The organism is Micromonospora sp. NPDC051925 (assembly GCF_044548625.1).
Taxonomy (GTDB): domain Bacteria; phylum Actinomycetota; class Actinomycetes; order Mycobacteriales; family Micromonosporaceae; genus Micromonospora.
This window is the reverse complement of record NZ_JBIUCH010000039.1, coordinates 1-20803: the sequence shown is the minus strand read 5'-3', so window position 1 is coordinate 20803 and position 20803 is coordinate 1. Positions and strand designations below refer to the sequence as shown.

The 20803-nt window shown below is 70.1% G+C and carries 17 protein-coding genes, 1 tRNA gene and 1 pseudogene; 10 read left to right on the top strand and 9 right to left on the bottom strand.

The genetic code is table 11. The features are described 5' to 3' along the window. Positions 1 to 322: 322 nt before the first annotated feature. Positions 323 to 949 (top strand): NADPH-dependent F420 reductase, encoded by a 627-nt coding sequence (locus ACIG87_RS31535; protein ID WP_396855265.1) that lies wholly within the window; start codon positions 323 to 325, stop codon positions 947 to 949. 151 nt (positions 950 to 1100) lie between these two features. Here ACIG87_RS31535 and ACIG87_RS31530 read toward each other — a convergent pair whose 3' ends face one another. Beyond that, a complete protein-coding gene (locus ACIG87_RS31530) occupies positions 1101 to 2924 on the bottom strand; it encodes a VanW family protein (RefSeq protein ID WP_396855264.1) in 1824 nt (607 codons plus the stop codon). A gap of 670 nt (positions 2925 to 3594) precedes the next feature. Here ACIG87_RS31530 and ACIG87_RS31525 point away from each other — a divergent pair. Both ACIG87_RS31525 and ACIG87_RS31520 read left to right on the top strand, forming a co-directional pair. Further along, positions 3595 to 4137: a DUF6230 family protein gene (locus tag ACIG87_RS31525; RefSeq protein WP_396855268.1), complete on the top strand. Its 543-nt coding sequence runs from the start codon at positions 3595 to 3597 to the stop codon at positions 4135 to 4137. Between the two features lie 80 nt (positions 4138 to 4217). Then, positions 4218 to 5765, top strand: coding sequence for a DUF6114 domain-containing protein (locus tag ACIG87_RS31520; RefSeq protein ID WP_396855263.1), 1548 nt, complete (start codon positions 4218 to 4220; stop codon positions 5763 to 5765). Positions 5766 to 5844: 79 nt separating this feature from the next. Here the strand turns inward: ACIG87_RS31520 and ACIG87_RS31515 are convergent, their stop codons facing one another. Continuing rightward, positions 5845 to 7515, bottom strand: coding sequence for a DUF885 domain-containing protein (locus tag ACIG87_RS31515; protein WP_396855262.1), 1671 nt, complete (start codon positions 7513 to 7515; stop codon positions 5845 to 5847). A 301-nt stretch (positions 7516 to 7816) separates the two neighbouring features. Between ACIG87_RS31515 and ACIG87_RS31510 the strand changes: the two genes are divergently transcribed. Further along, positions 7817 to 8890, top strand: coding sequence for a DMT family transporter (locus tag ACIG87_RS31510; protein ID WP_396855261.1), 1074 nt, complete (start codon positions 7817 to 7819; stop codon positions 8888 to 8890). A 15-nt stretch (positions 8891 to 8905) separates the two neighbouring features. Here the strand turns inward: ACIG87_RS31510 and ACIG87_RS31505 are convergent, their stop codons facing one another. The 3 genes from ACIG87_RS31505 to ACIG87_RS31495 all read right to left on the bottom strand — a co-directional run bounded on the left by ACIG87_RS31505 (position 8906) and on the right by ACIG87_RS31495 (position 13947). After that, positions 8906 to 9976, bottom strand: coding sequence for a PHP domain-containing protein (locus ACIG87_RS31505; RefSeq protein ID WP_396855260.1), 1071 nt, complete (start codon positions 9974 to 9976; stop codon positions 8906 to 8908). 75 nt (positions 9977 to 10051) lie between these two features. Continuing rightward, on the bottom strand, positions 10052 to 13000 hold the full coding sequence (locus tag ACIG87_RS31500; RefSeq protein ID WP_396855259.1) for a glycosyl hydrolase: 2949 nt from the start codon (positions 12998 to 13000) through the stop codon (positions 10052 to 10054). Positions 13001 to 13176: 176 nt separating this feature from the next. Next, complete coding sequence (locus ACIG87_RS31495; protein WP_396855258.1) at positions 13177 to 13947, bottom strand: peptidoglycan DD-metalloendopeptidase family protein; 771 nt, start codon at positions 13945 to 13947, stop codon at positions 13177 to 13179. Positions 13948 to 14080: 133 nt separating this feature from the next. On the opposite strand from ACIG87_RS31495, the gene ACIG87_RS31490 reads away from it, so the two are divergent. The 4 genes from ACIG87_RS31490 (at position 14081) to ACIG87_RS31475 (ending at position 16114) form a co-directional block, all read left to right on the top strand. Next, positions 14081 to 14458, top strand: coding sequence for a hypothetical protein (locus ACIG87_RS31490; RefSeq protein WP_396855257.1), 378 nt, complete (start codon positions 14081 to 14083; stop codon positions 14456 to 14458). 73 nt (positions 14459 to 14531) lie between these two features. Then, on the top strand, positions 14532 to 14699 hold the full coding sequence (locus ACIG87_RS31485) for a hypothetical protein (protein WP_219465151.1): 168 nt from the start codon (positions 14532 to 14534) through the stop codon (positions 14697 to 14699). A gap of 112 nt (positions 14700 to 14811) precedes the next feature. Beyond that, entirely contained in the window at positions 14812 to 15345 is a 534-nt protein-coding gene (locus tag ACIG87_RS31480; protein ID WP_396855256.1) for a tRNA adenosine deaminase-associated protein, read from the top strand. Positions 15346 to 15535: 190 nt separating this feature from the next. Then, entirely contained in the window at positions 15536 to 16114 is a 579-nt protein-coding gene (locus ACIG87_RS31475; protein ID WP_396855267.1) for a nucleoside deaminase, read from the top strand. 144 nt (positions 16115 to 16258) lie between these two features. On the opposite strand, the gene deoD is transcribed toward ACIG87_RS31475, so the two are convergent. Then, on the bottom strand, positions 16259 to 16966 hold the full coding sequence (deoD, locus tag ACIG87_RS31470) for a purine-nucleoside phosphorylase (RefSeq protein ID WP_396855255.1): 708 nt from the start codon (positions 16964 to 16966) through the stop codon (positions 16259 to 16261). A 75-nt stretch (positions 16967 to 17041) separates the two neighbouring features. Here deoD and ACIG87_RS31465 point away from each other — a divergent pair. Then, positions 17042 to 17128 (top strand) — tRNA-Ser (locus ACIG87_RS31465). Positions 17129 to 17214: 86 nt separating this feature from the next. On the opposite strand, the pseudogene ACIG87_RS31460 reads toward ACIG87_RS31465, so the two are convergent. Then, positions 17215 to 18048, bottom strand: a pseudogene (locus ACIG87_RS31460) (tyrosine-type recombinase/integrase); the annotation flags it as partial. A gap of 42 nt (positions 18049 to 18090) precedes the next feature. Then, entirely contained in the window at positions 18091 to 19296 is a 1206-nt protein-coding gene (locus tag ACIG87_RS31455; protein WP_396855266.1) for an IS256 family transposase, read from the bottom strand. 89 nt (positions 19297 to 19385) lie between these two features. Here ACIG87_RS31455 and ACIG87_RS31450 point away from each other — a divergent pair, with 89 nt between their 5' ends. Beyond that, positions 19386 to 19874 (top strand): NAD-dependent epimerase/dehydratase family protein, encoded by a 489-nt coding sequence (locus ACIG87_RS31450; protein WP_396855254.1) that lies wholly within the window; start codon positions 19386 to 19388, stop codon positions 19872 to 19874. Positions 19875 to 20024: 150 nt separating this feature from the next. Here ACIG87_RS31450 and ACIG87_RS31445 read toward each other — a convergent pair. Beyond that, positions 20025 to 20803 (bottom strand): hypothetical protein (locus tag ACIG87_RS31445; protein WP_396855253.1); only part of this gene is annotated, 779 nt, incomplete at its 5' end.

Here is a 20803-nt window from a genome sequence, read left to right as displayed (position 1 = left end):
GTACTGCACTCGGGAGGGTGTGGGAGAGTAGGACACCGCCGGACAACCTTTCACCAGTAGGCCCACCCCACCACGGGGCGGGCCTACTGGCATTTGACCACCACCACACGATGACATGACCACCGCGTTCGGTGAATCGCCCCGAACGACACCCGTCACCTCGTACCGTCGATGCGGGACCGGCTCCGGCAGGTCCCGCTCACCGTGGCAGCGAGACGTGACGTGGCGTACGCCTCGTCCGCAATCGGAACGGACCGGTCGGGGTACCTGCTGACCGTAGGACCGGATCTGACCGTCGGGACCGGCGGAGGCAGGAGTGGTCATGAAGATCGGAATCATCGGTTCGGGGCACATCGGCGGCACCCTCACCCGACGGCTGCGTTCCCTCGGGCACGACGTGACAGTCACCAACTCGCGGGGCCCGGAGAGCCTCACCGAGCTGGCCCGGGAGACCGGGGCCGTCGCCGGCACCCTGGAACAGGCCGTGCAGGACGCCGAACTGGTCGTCGTGGCGATCCCGCTGCTCGCGGTGCCCGACCTCCCGGCCCAGCTCTTCGACGGCAAGATCGTGGTCGACGCCAACAACTACTACCCACAGCGCGACGGCGACATCGCCGAACTGCTCGACCGCAGCCTCAGCTCCAGCCGCTGGACCGCCGACCACCTCAAGGGCGCCCGGGTGGTGAAGACCTTCAACAACATCCAGGCCCTTCACCTGATGGACCAGGGCAAGCCCGCCGGCACCGGTGACCGGATCGCGCTGCCGGTGGCCGGGGACGACGCCGACGCCAAGCAGCTGGTGATGCAGCTCGTCGACGCGCTCGGCTTCGACCCGGTGGACGCGGGCACCCTGGACGAGAGTTGGCGGCAGCAGCCCGACACCCCCGTCTACGGTGCCGACCGGGACGCCGAGGGCGTCCGCCAGGGGCTCGCCGACGCCCGCCCCTGACCTCTCTCGGGGCACCCGGGGACACCGGCCTGCCACGAAGGGCGTCTGGCCCGACGGCACGGCGGTCCCGGGAGGGCAGCGCGCTGGGGCGTACCCGAGAAGCACGGAGCCCCGCCGGCGACCGGCCGGCGGGGCTCGCTCGTGCCCGGCGTCAGGAGGGTTTGGGGCCGCAGACGAAGTTGGGCTCCGGGTCGTAGGTCCAGCTGAACTTCTCCCGCTTGACGACCTTGCCGTCCTTCTTGATGACCCGGTAGGCGTCCTGGCTGAAGCCGTTGCTGCCGGCGGCGGCGATGCACTTCGGGCCGGGTTCCAGGTGGACCGTCTTCGGCGAGGTGATGTTGCGGCGCGGGCCGTACTCGGTCTTGACGCTGTCGTAGATCTTCGTGCTCCACATCGACACGGTGATCGTGTTCGAGGTGTACGCGGTGTCGATCAACACACCGTGTGGGGTGTTGTTGCGGAACTTGAAGTCCAGGTCGGGCCAGAAGATCGTCGACTCGATGACCGCCGGGTAGCGGCTGAAGTAGTACGAGTGCGGCTTGTGCTCGACGTCCTGGAGGCCCGCGTAGTAGCTGGCGTTGAAGAGCGTGGTGGTGAACTGGGAGACGCCGCCACCCACCCCGGGCACCAACTTGCCGCCGACGATCACCGGGGCGTCCTGGTAGCCCTGGTCGTAGCCGCGCTCACCGGTGTGCGCGTTGAGCGAGAACGTCTCCCCCGGCTGGACGATCGTGCCGTCCACGTCCTTCGCCGCCTGGATGATGTTCTGGCTGCGCGGCGAGGAGAGGCCGCCGGGGAACTTCGTGGAGAAGGTGGAGACCCGCTCCTTGATGCCCAGCTCGGCCAGCTTCGCCTCGGTCAGCTCCGGCTCGGCCGTCTTCAGCTGCCCGGTGACCGTCCGTCCGTCCGTCTTCGGCAACACCGCCAGCAGGTCCCTTCCCAGGGTCGTCGAGTCGAGCTGCTGCCCGGCCCGGCCCGGCACCACCTTCGGCTTGCCGCCGGAGATGGTCAGGCCGGCGTCCTTCGGCGTCGACTCGATCGCGGCCAACTTGGTGCCCAGCGCCGACCGGAGCCGCTTCACGTCGACCCGGGGCGTCAGCTTCCCCTCGTCGTCGGCCGAGAAGCGCAGCGCGCGGGCGATCGCCGCCGGCGGGACGCTGACCGACCCCTTGTCCGAGGTGATCGTGACCGGAGCGGCGACGGCCGGCTTCGCCAGCTCGGCGACCAGCCGGTCCACCTCCTCCCGGGTGGTCACCGGGTTCTTCTCCACGACCGGCACCGTCACCGGCTGCCCGGTCAGCCAACCCGCGCGGACCACCTGCGCCGACTGCTCCGCGTCCAGCGACAGGCTCGGCTTCGGGTAGACCGGCTTGGGCGTGGTGCCGGTGAAGATGATCGCCGGCATCGTCATGTCCCGGCCCTGCTTGCCGAGGACCTGACGCAACGCCGTGTCCAGCTTGGCGGTGTCCACGGTCACCACCGGTTCGACCGTACGGGAGCCGAACAGCCGGTCCACCGGATGCGCCTGCGCGTCGGTGGCGGCGGCGACGGTGGCGTCCACGTCCACCGCCAGGCCGACGTCGGCGGGGTTGATTTCCGCCCGGTTCTCACCCACCACCACGGTCAGCGGGGAGTTCAGCGTGCCGGCCCGCTTCTCCAGCTCGGCCCGCAGCTCCTTCGCCGCGTCGGCCCGACTGCGACCACCCAGCTCGGTGCCGAGCACGGTGGTGCCGCGCGGGACGTCCCCGGCGTACGCCCAGGCGCCCGCGCCGACCACCCCGGCCAGCACCACGGTGGTCACCTCACCGGCGAGCAGCACCCGCCCACGTCGCCACCACGGCCCGCCGCCGGAACCCGAGCCCGCGGCCTTCTCGGCCGTCGTGGGCCCGTCCTCGCCCGGCCAGCTCACCGCGGTGACCAGCACCGTGGGGCGGTCGTCGGAGACCTGTTTGTCGCCGTACAGGGTCACAGCCACCTCGATCGGACGTACCACGTGGGGTTGCGGTCCCCAGGGACACCTACGGTAGCCAACCGGACGGCCAGCCGACAGCGTGCCTCCAGCCATCCTCACCGCCGCGTGTCGTAGCCGGTCACGCCGTGTGTGAACGTTCGTGGCACGGTGTCCGGATGGTCGCTCCGACACCGGCGTGCGGGGCGCGCGAATCGACCGGGCAAGGGCGTCCTGCGGCGATCCCGGAGTGGCCGGCGGCACAGCTCGCCGCGCCCAGTCTCGCTGCGTCGAGGTCATCACCCACAGGAAACCACCAGGGCGGCGTTATCAAAAAGTGATGTTTGCTCGACCTCCCCTACTCAGGGTGCCGAAGACGGTTTCAGGCGCAGTGATCTGGGTGAATTGGGCGAGCTTCATGTCGCGCTGAGGTTAACCGTAGGTGACGACCGGCGTCGTGAAGATCTCTAGTCGTTACCCGCTGGTAGCAAGAGGGCTTGTGAGGTAGGTCGCTTCGCGGGAACATCCCAAACGCGTACTGCACGAGGCCGCCGGCCCGGTGGCAACCGCAGCACCCCCCCACCTCCCTCCCGAGCTGCGACCGCGCTCGGTGCTGACCTCTCCCAAGGAGAACCCCGTGAGTGAATCGGAAGACCGCCAGGTGAAGGGCGGGACGCAGTGGCGTCGCTTCGCCGCGATGATGGTGCCGGCCACTGCGGTAGCCGGCGCGATCGTCTTCGGCATGGCCAACGGCGCCATCGCCGCCTCGTTCGCCGTCTCCGGGCAGACCTTCAAGGTCGGTGCCTCCAAGCTGGAGGGCACCGGCTTCAAGCAGTACGGCGGCTTCGTGAAGGAGAAGGACGGGACCGCCCACCCGGTGGCCGTCTCCGAGATCACCGACGCCAAGCTCTACGACCTCTGCCAATCGGTGAAGGTGCCGGACATGCCGATCGTGCTCACCATCAACGCCGGCGGCGGCGGCAAGCCGGCGACCGCCGAGGGCCTGCTGATCGACATGGATTCGCTCGGGGGCGACGCGGAGTTCACCAACATCAAGATCGGTCGAGACGCGACCGACCTGAATGCCGGCGCCACCCCGAAGTCCTTCGGGCAGAGCGCCGACAAGGTCGTCATCAAGGACCTCGAGCAGGTGGCCCGGTCCACCAGCGCCGGCATCTTCACCCTCAACGGACTGAAGCTGAAGATCAATGTGGGTGCCGCCGCCAAGGAGTGTTTCTGATCTGAGGACCGAGCCCGTGGCGGGCACCCGCCACGGGCCTCGGCTTCGTTCCACCCACGTCAGAACCACCAGGAGGACACGTGACAACCGCCCAGGTGCAGCCCGCCCGGCAGAGCCGGATCGGCCAGGCGTGGCGTGCTTTCCGTCGGTGGCGAGGGGCGCGGCCGTTCTGGGGCGGACTTCTCACCGCGCTGGCCGGCCTGGAGATCTTCGCCACCACCCAGATGAGCCTCGGTGGTCTCACCTTCCAGATGGGGCCGACCGGCTTCCTGTCCTGGCTGATCCCGGCCATCCTGCTCACCTGCGGGATGCTCATGTGGTTCACCCCGCAGCAGCGCCACTTCTACGCCGTCATCGCGGCGGTGACGGCTGTCTACTCCCTGATCGGGGTGAACCTCGGCGGGTTCTTCGTCGGGCTGCTCCTGGGCGTGGTCGGAAGCGCGTTGGGCTTCGCCTGGGTGCCGGCCCGCGCCCCGGCACCGACCCCCGCCGGGGACGAGCCGGCCGTGGAGGCGGGCCCGGCCGTGGAGGAGACGCCCCTCGTCGACGAGCTGATGCCGTGGCAGCGAGAGGAGGACGCCACCGGACCGCTGACCGACACGCTGCCCCGACCGCGCAATCCACTCCGCGAACCCGTTCGGACGGACCCCGGCGTCGTCGACACCACGCAGGTGCTGCCCACTATCGAGCCGGGCGACGACCCCTACCGTCCGACCCACCGGGATCCGCGGCTGTACGCGACTCTGCTCGTGCTGACCACCGCCACCATGGCTGCGCTGTTCTCGGTCCGTGGGGCGCAACCGGCACTCGCCGAGCCACCCTGTCCCACGGTGACGAAGACCGCGTCGGCACCCGCCCCGCGTCCATCCGCCTCGGCCAGCCCGAGCCCCACACCGTCCGAGACGCCCGAGGGCAACCTGCTCACCGACATCCTCGACGGCATCACCGACCTCTTCACCGGCGACGACAGCGACGCCGGGACGACCGTAGCTTCCCCCACCCCCGGGCCCACCGGCGGCACACCAGCCGTCGGGTCCGTCGTCCGGCCGACGCCGAGCACGACCGCCCCGGCCAAGGGGTCCGCCCCGAGGTCCCCGACGGACTCCGCCCGGCCCGGCCGGGGATCGTGCCGCACGCCGGTGCCGAGTGCCCCGAAGCGGGTCGAGGTCGGCAAGCCACTGCCCAGGCTCGCCCCGGAGCCGGGGCAGCCCCGCGTCGCCGCCCAGCCGTCCACGTTGACCGGCACCAAGGTCACCATGACCGGGCTGCGGTTCGAGGGCATCGTCGAGCTGCCGACCTCGGACGGCACGCTGGAGGTGCTCAAGTTCAGCATGAGCAAGGCGGTCACCACCGACTTCAAGCTGGTGGCGGACGGACCGGGGAGCCGTGTCCAGCAGTACGTCACCGACGAGTTGACGGTGCAGGGCGACGTCGCGTTCTACGCCACCCGGTTCGTCGGCCGGCTGCTCGGCATCAAGATCACGCTGACTCCGGACCTGCCGTTTCCCGACGGCATCCCGATCACCTCGCCGATTCCGATCACCTTCACCGACCCGGTGATCGACCTGGCGTTCGTCGACTCCGACACGCTGACCGCCCGGCCCGCGCTGGCGCTCAGCGTCCCCTGAGCCTTACTCCACCCCCAGGTGCGCCGGGGGCGGGCCCAGGCCCGCCCCCGGCCACTCATCCGCACCGGCCCGTCCGGGCTCAGAGCCGGGCGAGCGCCCGCCGCAACGGGTCCAGCCCGAGCGCGCCCAGGTCGAGCGCCTGCCGGTGGAACTCCTTGAGGTCGAAGTCGGCGCCCCTGCGGGCCTTCGCGTCCTCCCGGGCCTGGAGCCAGATCCGCTCGCCGACCTTGTAGGACGGCGCCTGCCCCGGCCAGCCCAGGTAGCGGTTCAGTTCGAAGCGCAGGTTCTCGTCCGGCACCCGGCAGTGCGCCCGCATGAACTCCCAACCCAGCTCCGGCGTCCACCGCTCGCCCGGGTGGAAGCCGAACGGGTTGTCCTTCGGGATCTCCAGCTCCAGGTGCATGCCGATGTCGATGATCACCCGGGCCGCGCGGAACGCCTGCCCGTCCAGCATGCCGAGCTTGTCGCCCGGGTCCTCCAGGTACCCCAGCTCGTCCATCAGCCGCTCCGAGTAGAGCGCCCAACCCTCGCCGTGGCCGGAGACCCAGCAGAGCAGTCGTTGCCAGCGGTTGAGCAGCTCCGCGCGGACGGCGGTCTGGGCGACCTGGAGGTGGTGGCCGGGGACACCCTCGTGGTAGACCGTGGTCACCTCGCGCCAGGTGGAGAAGTCGGTGACGCCCTGTGGCACCGCCCACCACATCCGCCCCGGACGGGAGAAGTCCTCGCTCGGCCCGGTGTAGTAGATCGCCCCGTCACTGGTCGGGGCGAGGCAGCACTCGATCCGGCGGACCTGCTCCGGGATGTCGAAGTGGGTGCCGTGCAGCTCGCCGATCGCCTTGTCGGCCAGCGCCTGCATCCAGTCCCGGAACGCCTCCTTGCCCTGGATGGTCCGGGCCGGGTCGGCGTCCAACGCGGTCACCGCCTCGTCGACGGTGGCACCCGGCCCGGCGATCCGGCCCGCCACCGTCCGCATCTCGGACTCCAACCGGGCCAGCTCCGCGAAACCCCAGGCGTACGTCTCGTCCAGGTCGATCTTCGCGCCGAGGAAGTACTGCGAGGCCAGCTCGTACCGCTCCCGGCCGGCGGCCTGCTTGTCCCGCCCGTGCGGGGCCAGTTCGGCGCGCAGGAACTGGCCGAACTCCGCGGTCGCCGCGGTCGCCGCCGCCGCACCCCGGCGCAGTTCCGCGCCGAGTGTGCCGTCGACGTCCAACCGCTGCACAAGGCCGTGGAAGAAGTTGTCGCCGTTCGGGTCGGTCCAGGTGTCACACTGCTTGGCCACCTCGATCAGCTGCACCTTGGAGCTGACCCGGCCGGCGGCGGCGGCCTCGCGCAGGGTGGTCTTGTAGCCCTCCAGGGTGCCGGCGAAGCGGTTGAGCCGGGCGGCGACGTCGGCCCGACCCTGCTCGTCGTCGGTGGGCATCAGGTCGAAGACCATCCGGATCTCGTGCAGCCCACTGGCGATGACGTTCACCTCGCTGGTGATCTCGCCCGCGTCGTGGCGGGCCAGCTCCAGGCCGAGGCGTTCCTGCATGGCCTCCTTGGCGGTCCGCTCCGCCTCGGACTCCGGCTCGGTCACGTCCAGGTCCGCGAGGGTACGTCGGGTCAGCTCGGCCCGTGCCTCGTAGCCGGCGGGCGAGAGGTCGTCGAGCTGGTCGTCGTAGCCGGAGATGCCGACGTAGGTGGCGCCGGTCGGGCTCAGCGGTGCCCAGTCGGCCACGTACCGGTTCGCAAGGTCATCGATTCGTCCCACGTTGCGACCCTACGTGATGATGGGCTCCGGTTGTGGAGCACATCTGTCAGGTGCCGGGCAGCAGGCGGGCCGGGCGAAGTCGACGGGCGAGCGCAGCCGTTGGTCGACCGCCAGCCCGGCCCACGACCGGGTGGCCACCGTCGTCGTCGCGGCCGAGCAGGGTCGAGGTCAGCGCTCGTCGCCGGCTCCCGCGTCCCGGCCGGCGCACCGACCGGCAGGTGTCGCTCCGGCTTCTGTGGCCGACGACACGAAGGGCGAAATCGGCGCGACTTCGTCGTACCGCTGCGGCAGAGTGCAAGGGGTGACAAGCCACACCACTCCTGACCGGTCCGAGCTGCGTAGCTGGTTGCCGGGTTTCCTTGCCCTCGCCGCGATCTGGGGTTCCAGCTTCCTGTTCATCAAGGTCGGTGTCGAGGAACTGCACCCGCTGCACCTCACCCTCTACCGGGTGGCGACCGGTGCGGCGACGCTGCTGGTGGTGTTGGTCCTGCTGCGTGACCGGCTACCCCGCGAGCCCCGGGTCTGGGCGCACCTGGTGGTGGTCGCCGCGTTCGGCGTGGCGATCCCGTTCACCCTCTTCGGCTACGGGGAGCAGCGGGTCGAGTCGATGCTCGCCGGCATCTGGAACGCCACCACACCACTGTTCGTGCTGCCGCTGGCGGTGCTGGTCTTCCGTACCGAGCGGTTGAGCGCGAGGGCCGCTGTCGGGCTCGGGCTGGGCTTCCTCGGCGTGCTGGTGGTGCTGGGGGTCTGGGAGGGGGTGGGCGGGGCGCACTTCACCGGCCAGCTGATGTGCTTCGGCGCGGCGGCCTGCTACGGCGTGGCCATCCCGTACCAGAAGAAGTTCGTCGCCGGCAGCGCGTACTCCGGGCTGTCGCTCTCGACGGCGCAGCTGTTGGTGGCCACCGCCCAGCTGGCGGTGGTCGGGCCGCTGGTGGCCGGGGCGCCGCCGGCACCGACCGGCCTGTCGCTGCCGGTGGTGGCCAGCGTGCTGGTCCTGGGCGCACTGGGCACCGGGCTGGCGTTCGTGATCAACCTGCGCAACATCCGGGTGGCCGGGGCGAGCACCGCCTCCACGGTGACGTACCTGGTCCCGATCTTCGCGGTGCTGATCGGCGCGCTGGTGCTCGGCGAGCGGCTGAACTGGCACCAGCCGGTCGGCGCGTTGGTCGTACTGCTCGGGGTCGCCGTCGCGCAGGGCCTGGTCGGCCCCCGTCGACGGCGTCGGCTGCCCGGCGTACCCGATGGGGGCGGGTCGCTGCCGGCCCGCCTGCCGTTTCGGCGGCGGTGGAGACCGCCACCCGCTGACCCCGGCCCGTCCGGATACCGCAACCACGGCGCACGGGAGTGGATCACACGGGCCGGCGGGCGGTGACGCGCGGGGCGACGGTCAGGACCGGGACCGGGTCCAGTCGACCAGGCGGTCCGCCGGCCAGGTGTTGACCACCCGGTCGGCGGGAACGCCGCACAGGGCCGCCCGTTGACAGCCGAACCGCTGCCAGTCGAGCTGGCCCGGGGCGTGCGCGTCGGTGTCGATGGCGAACCGGCAGCCGGCCTCCAGGGCGCGGCGGATCAGCCGCTTCGGCGGGTCCTGCCGCTCCGGCCGAGAGTTGATCTCCACGGCCACGTCGTGCGCGGCGCAGGCGGCGAAGACCGCGTCCGCGTCGAACTCGCTCTCGGCCCGGGTCCGCGCCCGGTGCCCGCGGTCACCCGGGCCGGTCACCCCGGCCGGCCGGGACGACACCATCCGCCCGGTGCAGTGGCCGAGGATGTCCAGGTGCGGGTTGGCGATCGCGGCGAGCATCCGTCGGGTCATCTTCGCCCGCTCGTCGTTCAGTCCGCTGTGCACCGAGCCGACCACCACGTCGAGCCGGGCCAGCAGCTCCTCGTCCTGGTCGAGGGAGCCGTCGGCGAGGATGTCCACCTCGATCCCGGTGAGGATGCGGAAGCCCTCGGGCAGCGCGTCGTTCACCGCCGCCACGTGGTCGAGCTGCCGGCGCAGCCGGTCGGCGGTGAGGCCCCGGGCCACCTTCAGCCGGGGCGAGTGATCGGTCAGCACCAGGTACTCGTGACCGATCTCGACCGCGGCGAGCGCCATCTCCTCGATCGGTGACCCGCCGTCGGACCAGTCCGAGTGGGTGTGGCAGTCCCCGCGCAGCGCGGCGCGCAGCGCGCCGGCCGCCTCGTCCAGGTCGGTGCCCTCGGTGGCGACCAGCCGGCGCAGGTAGACCGGTTCCTCGCCGGCCAGCGACTCGGCGACGCAGCGGGCGGTGACGTCACCGACGCCGGGCAGGTCGGTGAGCGTGCCGGCCCGGGTCCGCTCGGTCAGCTCCGTCGCCGGCAGCGCGGCGAGGGTCGCCGCCGCCGAGCGGAACGCGCGTACCCGGTAGGTGGCCTCGTTGGCCCGCTCCAGCAGGAACGCGATCCGGCGCAGGTCGGCGACGGGATCTCTGGCGCTCATGCGTTGCAACCTACGCGCCCGCGCCGCCGGTCGGGGGACGACCGGCGGCGCGGGGTGTGTTGGTGGAACGTCGGATCAGGAGTACGGCAGCTTCACCACCGACTGGTTGCCGATGCCGAGGGTGGACGGGTTGACGCCGATCGCCGACCAGACCTCCACCTTCACCGTGCCGCCGGCCAGGTTGCCCCACGTGCCGGTGGCGGAGAGCAGCCCGACGTTCTGGGTGTAGTGCTCGTAGCCGGGCACCGGGTCGGTGGCGAAGTAGCGGTACGTCTCCACCCGGTCGAAGGTGCCGTCACCGGTCAGGTCGTAGGAGACCCGGGTCTGCACCCCGTTGCCGACCGACTGGCCGGCGTCGAGGAACAGGTCGAACCCGGTCTGGCCGCCCGCGTACGTGAGGCGGAGGCCGGTGGCGGTGAAGACCACCGGGTTGGTCGGGGTGCCGTCGTGGTTCGCGCCCCCGGTGCCGGCCACCGTGGTCGTCGTCGCGGCGCCGGCCGCCCCGAGTCCACCACCGGGCAGCAGGAACCTGACCGGTGAACCGGCCGGCGGGGTGGTCGGCGGCGGGGTCGGGCTGGTCGGGGTCGGCGACGGGCCGGTCGGCGTGGGGCTCGGGCCGGTCGGCGTCGGTGTCGGCGACGTGGTCGGCGTGGGGCTCGGGTCGATGCCGCCGCCCGCGTTGCCGCCGCTCCAGGTGTACGCCCCGGTGGTGGCGGTCTTCCCGGCCGCCACGGTGAGGCTGGTCCCGTCGGAGTAGCGCACCGTCAGGGGTGCGGCGGTGATGTTGCTGGCCACGTAGGTGCGGGCGCCGTTGCGGCTGAACACGGCGGCCAGCGGATGGTTGGCGGTGACCGTGGTGTCGACCTGGCCGAGCGCGGCGAGGTTGCGGACCCAGTGGAAGGTGTGTGCCCGGCTCTCACCCTCCTCCGGGGTGTAGCCGGGGTTGGCCCGCAGCTTGGCCAGCGCCGCGTCCGGGTCGCCGAGGGCCAGGAACTGCCAGAGGATGTCCTGCCACACGGTGGGTTCGCCGCCGTTGTTGCGGACCAGCTCGGCATAGTTCGCCTTGTTGTACGCCGGCCGGTAGCCCAGGTAGAGGTGGCCGCCGGTGACGGGGAGCATGTTGATGCCCTGGATCATCTCGGGCTCGGCGCTGAACCAGGTCGCGTACGCCCCGCCGTCGCCCCAGACCATGCCGACGGTGGAGTGCCCGAACGCCTCGGGGAAGTTCTCGTCGTCGGCGTCGAACCAGTACTCCTGGATCGCGGCGGCCTGGGTGGTGTAGATGAACACGCCCGCGTCGCGGACGGCGGTGTTGCCGGTGGCCTGACCCCACTGGATCAGCGCGTTGGCGAAGTTCATCCCCTCGGACGAGGACTCCTGGTTGTTGCCGGCGTTGAACGAGCCGTGCCCGGCGGCCCAGTCGTGGCCGGCGTAGATGTCGAAGTCCCGCAGGTAGGGGAAGCGGGTGTCGGACCGGTTGTAGTTGTTGGCGTCCCGGATGAGCAGGTCGACCATGCCGCCGTACTGGCTCTGCGCGGCCCACGCCGGGTCGAACTTGGCAAGCGTCGCCGCCGCCGCGATGAAGTACCCGTAGTGGAAGTGGTGGTCGTTGAGTTCCTGGTCGGACCCGTACGACGCCGGGTAGCCGATCAGGGTGCCCCAGTTGCGGTCGTAGTAGAAGACCTTGGCGGTCTTGCCCGGGGTGGCGGTGAACCAGTCGGTCAGCGTGCTGCGGATGGCGTTCAGCGCGGCGTTGCGGGTCTCGGTGTCGCCGACCTGGTCGGCGATCTCGGCGATCCGGGCGGCCCGGCCGAGGCCCTTGCCGGTCCAGTAGGTGTCGTTGCCGCGCTGGTCCATCGGGTTGCCCCGGACGGCGGCGAGCTGCTCCTTGAGCTGGGTCAGGTCGGCCCCGGATCCGGTGCCGACGGCGGGCAGCTCGGGCAGGACGCCGTGGAACGTCATCGCGGTGCGGAAGGCGTCCACGCCGACCAGCACCTTCATCCGGCCACGCGCCGACGGGTAGGTCTGGGCGAGCGGGGTGGATCCGGCGAGCGCCTTCCACTGGTGCGGGTAGAGGCTGACCACGGTCTGGGTGGCGGTGCCCTCCCGGGCGGTGGTGGTGAACGAGTACGTGGTGTTCACGGTGCTGGTCGCCGGGTCGTAGGTGTAGCCGACCCGGGTGCCGGTGACGTGCGCGTGGGCGTACCGGCCGTAGCTGGTGGCGAGTGCGGCGCGGGCGGTGGCGTCGGCGGTGGGAGGCAGCAGGGCGATCGAGAAGTAGCCCTTGCCGGCCAGGGTGGAGGTGATCCGCCCGTTGGTGACGGTCCAGCTCGCCCCGGTCGGGGCGTACCCGACGTAGTCGTGGCCCCGGACGGTGAAGCCGATGGTGCCGCCGGTGTTCGACCAGACGGTGGCGGCACCACCGGTCGGGTTGATCTGGGCGTCGCCGCCGGTGGCCTGGAAGTAGGCGAAGGGCAGACCGTGGCCGATGGTGGCGCGCAGGGTCCGCGCCCCGTCGCTCCAGTACGGGGTGACCGTCCAGTCGGACCAGTCGTCGACCTTGACGACCGGAGCGCCGAGCGCGGCCACCCCGACCCGGATGTCCTCGGTGTACGTGTACTTGAACTCGCCCACCCCGGTCGAGGTGCCGGTGACGGTGGCGGTGGACGGCGCCGAGAAGCCGAGCCCGTCGCCGAACGTCTGGTACGACAGCGGGTGGGCGTGCAGCGGTTCGCTGTAGGAGCAGTTCGTCTTCTTCCACAGCAGCGACGACCACCAGTCGTTGGTGGGGACCGGCCCGGCGGGGGCGTTGGCGGTGGCGTACTGCCGGGGATTGGTGGACAGGTCGCCGCAGCCGCTGGGGAGCGGGCCGACCGGATCGGTGGTGTAGCTGCCGGCGCCGACGTCGGCCGCCTCGGCGGGGGTGCTGGCGGTGGTGAGGGTGAGGCCGCCGACGAGGACGGCCAGCGCGGTGGTGGTGGCGAGCACCCAGGGGGCGGGGCGTCGGGGGACGGGAGGTGTCATCGTGCCTCCTCCGCGCGGGGTCGCCGGGACGACCAGCGGCGCGCGGTTCGTCGGATTCGGGAGGTTAGTTCTATGAGAGAGCGCTCTCTCATCCCGGGACGTTAACCGACGGGTAATACGTACGTCAATGCGTCCGGCCGATGCCGCCTCCGGCGTCCGGCCGCCCGGACCGTCGCTCAGCCCGCGCCCGAGGAGCCGCGCGGCGCGCGGGGACAGCCGTGTTCCCGCTCCCAGGCGGTCACCGCGGCGACCGGCGAGCGGTTGCCCTTGCCCCGCCAGGAATCCAGGTACTTCGCCGGCCCCACCACACCCCGCCGGATCCACCAGTCGTCGTGCCCGGTGCACTTCGGCGACAATCCGAAGTGCAGGTGACAGACGTTGTTCGCGTTCCCCGTCCGGCCCACCTCGCCGAGTTGCCGGCCGGCCCGCACCCGGACCCCCGCGTCGATCCCCGCGCTGATCACGCTCAGGTGCGAACCGTAGTACCGCACCCCGTCGTCGCCCAGCAGCGACACCGACAGACCACCGTTGTACGGCCCCTGCGGCCCCTTCCTGTCGAACCGGTCCACCCGGCTCACCTCCAGGACCGTCCCGTCGGTGACCGCCACCACCGGCTCACCGCAGTCGGCGAAGATGTCGGTGCCCGGATAACCCGAGTGCGTCGGGTGGTAGTCGACGTTCCCCGCCCGTACCGGAAAGACCCGCCGCAGGGCGGCCGGGTCCGGCGTGGCAGACGGCGTTCCGGCCGGGCTCGACGTGGCCGACGGCGTGCCGGGCGAACCCGTCGGGGTCGCCGGCTGGTCGCCGGTCGCCACGGCCGTCGGGCCGTCCCAGACCGGGGGTGCGGTCGGTCGGTCCGTCCCGCAGCCGCCCAGCAACGCCCCCACGAGCAGCAGGACGGGGTACGCCGGACGGGTGCGACGTCGGCCGGGTCGGAGCGAGGACATTCGGACATCCTGGCAGACGGATACGGTGGAGGTCGCACCGACAGCAGCACCGGCCGGACCGGGGGCCGCCCACCGGCCCACCGGCGCGGGCCCGCCGGTCCGTTCGGCCAACAGTCGGCCGGGAGGGGGAACAGTGACGACGAACCATCAGCCCGGACCCGTCGCGGGGCAGGTCCCGTACGTCCCCTCGGGTCTCTTTCCCTCCGGGCCGCCCCGGCGGCCGACCTGGCGCGAACCGCACCCGGTCACCGGTGCCGCCGTGGCCGCGGGTGGTGCGCTCGCCGCCGCCTGGCTGGTGCTCTTCGGCCTGCTCGGCCGGGACGTCGGCGGCTACGCCTGGTGGACGGTCGTCGCCGGTGCGCTCGCCTGGCTCGTCGCGCTGGTCCTGGTCCGGTACGGCGACCGCGGGATCGGCACCGGCGTCGCGATCGTCACCGGGGGCGGCTGGAGCATCGCGTTCGCGATCGTCGTGGTGCGGTGGGCGGTCAGCGCGGACTGGCCGATGTGGTGACGCTACGTCGTCGCGCGGCTTCGTTTGCCGCACCATCTTGACGTACCCGCTGTGACTGGGGACGCTCTTCGGTATGGCCTGGAACACCCCGCGGCTCGACTCCGAGCGGAGCCGCCGTCGCCTGCAGATTCTCGCCGAGCTGGCGGGAGCCCGCGCGGTACGTCAGCGGGTCCGGCCGCAGCGGGAACGCACCGAGCGACTGCGCCAACTGATCGCCACCCGTCGCCGCGTCGCCGGCTGACGAACTTTCCAGGATTGGACGGTCCTTCGGGGCGTTGACCGGTCGGCTGCCGACTCGACCGGTTAACGTGCACGCGTAACGAGTCGGCTGTGCCGAGGTCTTTGGGGGAACCATGTCGTACTTCGCTGCCGCCCTGGTGCGCGACGAGGGCGGCTGGAACGCCGCCGAGGTCAACCTACGGGGTGCCGCCGACATCGACGAGGTCGCCGACCGGCTGCGCGACGTCGAACCGGAAGCCGACGTGTCGCTGCTCTTCGTCGAGGCCGATGACGCGTACCTGGTGCTGTTGCGCCTCGACGAGGGGGAGGACCTGCGGGTCTTCGGTTCCGATTCGGCGTACGCGGAGGAGTCCCGGCTGGGCGCGCTGCTCGTCGGTGACCTCAAGACGTCGGTCACCGGCCTCGACGACGTCGACGAGCCGCCGTCGACCACCGTCAGCGGGGGCGACGAGGAGAACGAACAACCGGTCGTGGACCCCGAGGCCGACCCGGTGGGTGACGCCGACATCCTCGCCGACCTGGGCATCTCCGCCCAACGTCTGCTCAAGCTCTGCGCCCACGAGGGCATGCTCCCGGCCGACGTGACCATCGAGGTGTGCCAGGTGCTCGGCTGCGCCGACGAGGTCGAGGAGCTGCGTGAGGTCTGACCCTCCACCGACCGGCGACGGTCCGGCGGGGTCGGCCTGGAGTGCCGGTGGTGCGCGGGGGCCGGCCCTGACCGGTGGTGGTTCGCCGCGGGTGGGTGCCGCGGGAGCGACCGACGCGACCGATCCCGCCCTGGGCACCGTACGGCCGGGGCAGCCGACGCCCGGCGCGGCCGGGCGGGTCGGTCCGGGGGTGACCGAGCGGCTGGCCGATCCCGGTTCCGCCGGCCGCCGACAGCGGCACGAGCTGTGGATGCGCCGCGCGTTGGAGATCGCCGTCACCGGCCCGGCGTCGCCCTCCGCCGGCAGTTCCGGCGGGGCGCAGGAGCCCGGTGAGGGTGTCTTCGGGCCGGGCGGTTCCGGTGGGCCCGACGGTTCCGGCTTGGCGGTGGAGGACGTGCCGGTGGGCGCGGTGGTCTACGGCCCGGACGGCACCGAACTGGCCGTCGGCCGCAACGAACGGGAGCTGACCGGGGATCCGACCGCGCACGCCGAGGTGCTGGCGTTGCGGCGGGCTGCCGAACGGCTGGGCCGTTGGCGGCTGGACGACTGCACGCTGGTGGTGACCCTGGAGCCGTGCACGATGTGCGCGGGAGCGTTGGTGCTGGCCCGGATCTCGACCGTCGTCTTCGGTGCCTGGGAACCCAAGACCGGGGCCGCCGGCTCCCTCTGGGACGTCCTGCGCGACCGCCGCCTCAACCACCGCCCCGAGGTCTACCCCGGCGTCCTGGCCACGGAGACCGCCGCCGTCCTGCGCGCGTTCTTCCGCTGATATCCGCCGGCCGGGGTGGGCTCGGGCATGCGGGACGGCGGCCCCAGATGATCAACTCGATGGGGCCGATGTAGCGGTATCCGCGTGCCGGCGATACCGCTACATCGGCTCCATTGCGCGCCGCTGCCCCGTGGCGAGTCGCGGTCAGGAGGCGGCGGTGTCCAGGGCGACCTCCACCATCTGGGCGAAGGTCTGCTCGCGCTCCTGCGCGGTGGTCTTCTCGCCGGTCTTGATGTGGTCGCTGACCGTCAGGATGGTCAGGGCGCGGGCCTTGAACCTGGCGGCGATCGTGTAGAGGGCGGCTGACTCCATCTCCACCGCCAGCACGCCGTAGTCGGCGAGGGTGTCGTACAGATCCGGCCGGTCCGTGTAGAAGGCGTCGGCGGCGAGGACCGGCCCGACCCGCATGGTGATGCCGCGCCGCTCGGCCACCTCCACCGAGGTACGCAGCAACCCGAAGTCGGCGACCGGGGCGTAGTCGATCAACCCGTCGAAACGCACCCGGTTCATGTTCGAGTCGGTCGACGACCCGATCGCCGCGATCACGTCACGGAGCTGGAGATCCTCGGTGAGCGCACCACAGGAGCCGACCCGGATCAGGGTCTTCACGCCGTACTCGTTGATTAGCTCGTGGGCGTAGATGGAGGCGGACGGCATGCCCATGCCGGAGCCCTGGACGGAGACCGCGACGCCGTTCCAGCGCCCGGTGAAGCCCAACATGCCCCGCACCGTCGAGTAGCACGTGGCGTCCTCGAGGTAGGTCTCCGCGATCCACTTGGCCCGCAGCGGGTCGCCCGGCATCAGGACCCGCTCGGCGATCTCGCCCGGCTTCGCGCCGATGTGCGTACTCATGGCAAAGATCCTGCCAGGCCGGTGGGAGGGATACCGGTTCGGCACCCGACCCGGGGTTCCTGTATCCTCGTCGGCGGTGGCGTGTCCGAGTGGCCTAAGGAGCACGCCTCGAAAGCGTGTGAGGGTTTACGCCCTCCGCGGGTTCAAATCCCGCCGCCACCGCTCTGTAACAGGCGAAACGCCCGGCGACTCTCCGCGAGTCACCGGGCGTTTCTCTGTCGTGGTCTCAGTTTTGGTCTCAGTTGCCCTCACGACGCCTGGCTGAGCACCCCCGCCGCGCCGTCCTCCGGGTCGTCATCGGCCCTTGGCTTGGGCTGCCAGAGCAGACCACCGACCCGCTTGGCCACGTCGCGGCGAACCTGTCCCGTGAGGTGCTGGTAGCGCCGGGCCATGCCGGAATCCGACCACCCCATGATGCCCATCACGGCACGCTCGGCCACGCCGAGAATCAGCAGCACCGTTGCCGCAGTGTGCCGAGCGTCGTGCAACCTCCCATCGCGCAGTCCGGCGCGGGCCAGCAGTCGCTTCCATTCTGTGTAGTCGGTGCGAGGGTTCACCGGGCCGCCGGTCGGCGTGGTGAACAGATAGCTCGTTTCCGTCCAGAGTTGCGCGGCGGTCTCGCGCTCGGCGTCCTGTTCTTTTCGGTGCTGGCGTAGCAGGGCAACCAGGGGGTCCGGAAGTCCGATACTGCGCCGACCGGCCCGCGATTTCGTGTCGGCGGTTTCCGCGCGTAATGGCTGCCGGTCCGGGCAGTGACCGCCGAACTTCCGGCCGCACGGTTTCGTGCAACCGTGCTTCCATTTGGGGCGCTGCCGGGCGCGGCGAACGGTAAGCGTTCCATCGTTGAGGTTCACGTCATTCCATCTCAGGCCCAGCACCTCACCCTGCCGCAGTCCGAGTGCCAGCGCGATTGCCCACCGCGCGCTGTTTCTCCGCTCGCTCGCGGCGAGCAACAGCCGCTGCACTTCCTCCACCGAGTACGGTTCGACCTCTTCGTCTTCGAGGCGGGGCGGTTTCGCCAGGCTGGCGGGATTGCGCACCAGGTGTTGACGGCGGACCGCCTCGTTCAGCGCGGTCCGCAGGGGGTCTGTCAAGTTAACGACTGATCTTGGTTGTTGAGGTGGTCAGTTGTTGGCCGGGGTGAGCCGGCCTTCGAAGGCGATCTGGAAGGCGTTCAGTGGTGCCTTCCAGCGCATGGTCCACCGCCGGCGTCCGGTGCCGGTGGGGTCGAGGCTCATCAACGCCATGTAGACGCACTTGAGTGCTGCGGCCTCGTTCGGGAAGTGCCCACGGGCGCGGACGGCCTTGCGGATACGGGCGTTCACGCTCTCGATCGCGTTCGTGGAGCAGATGACCTTGCGGATCTCCACGTCGAAGGCGAGGAAGGGCACGAACTCGGCCCAGGCGTTCTCCCACAGCTTCACGATCGCCGGGTACTTTCTGCCCCAGGTCTCGGCGAACTCGAGGAACCGTTCGGTCGCGGCGTCCTCGGTCGCCGCGGTGTAGACCGGTTTGAGCGCTTTCGCGATCTTGTCCCAGTCCTGGCGAGCCGCGTACCGGAACGAGTTACGCAGCAGATGCACCACACAGGTCTGCACGATCGTGCGCGGCCACACCGTCGCGACAGCGTCCGGCAGGCCCTTGAGCCCGTCACAGACCAGCATCAACACGTCGGCGACGCCGCGGTTCTTCAGCTCGGTGAGCACATGCAGCCAGTGCTTCGCGCCCTCACCGCCGTCACCAGCCCAGATCCCGAGGATGTCCCGGTTGCCGTCGACCGTGACCGCCATGACGACGTAGATCGGGCGGTTCGCGACCTGACCATCACGGATCTTGACGTTGATGGCATCGATGAACACGACCGGATACACCCTGTCGAGGGGTCGGTTCTGCCACTCGGCCATGCCGTCCATGACCTTGTCGGTGATGGTGGAGATCGTCTGCTTCGACACCTCGGCGCCATAGACCTCGGCCAGGTGCGCGGCGATCTCCCCATGGGTGAGGCCCTTGGCCGACAGCGACAGCACCATGTCGTCAACGCCGGTCAGGCGCCGCTGGCGCTTGCGCACGATCTGCGGCTCGAATGTCCCGGCGGCGTCGCGTGGAACCCGGACCTCGACCGGGCCGACGTCGGTGAGCACGGTCTTGGTCCGGCTGCCGTTGCGGGTGTTCCCGCTGCCCCGACCGGCCGGGTCGTGCTTGTCGTAGCCGACGTGGTCGGTGATCTCTCCCTCGAGAGCGGACTCGAGGACCCGCTTGGTCAGCTGCTGCAGCAGCCCGCCCTCACCGGTCAGCTTCAACCCGTCACCACGAGCCCGATCGACCAGCATCGCGATCAACTGCTCATCCGTGACCGCACCCACCGTCCCGGCGGCCGGCTCTCCCACGGTGGTCTCGGTCGTCATCTGGCGTCTCTCCCTTGATCGGTCGATCAGCCGTTATTTGTACAGTCCCTCCGGCGTTCAACATCGCCGGAGCAGTCGACGGCGTCACTGACACCGACCGCGCAAGGATCATCCCGAACGTCTTCCGGGCAATCACCGGCCAACTCGACTACGTAACCCTCAATGGCGACGGGTCGGCGGTGCGGGACTTCGTCCATGTGGCTGATGTTGCCACCGGCCTCCGGCTCGCCCTAACCGCTTGTGTCCCCGGAGTCTGCCAAGCCGTCAACCTTGGCTCAGGCGTCGGGACGAGCATGTCTAGCGTGGTGGCCGTGGCCGAGCAGGTTACCAACAGCCGCATTCCGATTCGCCGCCAACCACCCCAGCCGGAGCCACCGAACCTCATCGCAGAAATCAATCGCGCAGATATCGTTCTTGGTTGGGGTCCATTCAGATCTGAACTGGGCATTATTCTCACGGATGCATGGGAGGCGTGGCTCTGTGGCGAGAAACCATGTCGATAGCTACGTTCGCTTGCAAATTGGCCTGCGCTGACAAGTGAAACGCGGCTTCGTGGTCCTCATGGGACGCTGGAAGACGCTACGCCATGGAATTGTCAGCCCAACAGGCGGCATCATCGCTGCTGCGCTAAACATGATCGCTTCGATTTAACCTCATTGGGCCCAAGGAACTGGATCAACTGCACCTGTCCAGCGGTTGAGTGACAACGCGGATTTGTGCTGCCCCGTATAGCCCAGCGTGTTAAGGATGCCAAGCCTGAGAAAGTGGCACGCTACCAAGCTGGCTTCGGCCCAGACATAAACATTCCACTTGTCCAAAGTCTTCGTTGGATGAACCATCTTGTTTCGGAGGTATATGACAGCGCCGAGGGCATCCCGTTCAGGTCCCTGTCCGGGTGGCATAGCTGCTGCCGCCGTTTGCAGTTCAGAGAGATGTGAAGGAATTGAAGTGCCAATCTGGCAATCGTCCAAGAATTCCCGGATTTCGCCTTCCGTGTTCCCCGCCGCACGTTCAAAGGCGTTGGAAGAGGTGTACTTTCTTTTTTCGTTTACTAGGCGCTGATGTGCCAGTAGCTGCAGGCCGGAGATGGCTAGACCGATTGCCGGTTCGACGTCTACATCCGCGTTCGCGCTGACGTAATACGAAGCAGCGTACCTGAGTGCGTTCTGATGGTCCGACGTTGCCGAGTAATTCAGGCCGCGTTCTAACAGTTCGCCTACTTGTTTGGATGCGATCGAAGAGTCGAGCCAGGAGGTGGCATTCATCATGCTGTCTACCGGCGGTGCCGTCCATCGCGTCCAAACTACTTTGCCTTGCCGCCAGCCGACAGGCAATACTGAGCCTTTCCGCGTAACGGCGTGAGTGCGGTGGGTGGTCGCCGTGGTGGTCGGTGCGGACACGCCCGAACCCGTTGCGGTGCAAGGAAAAGACG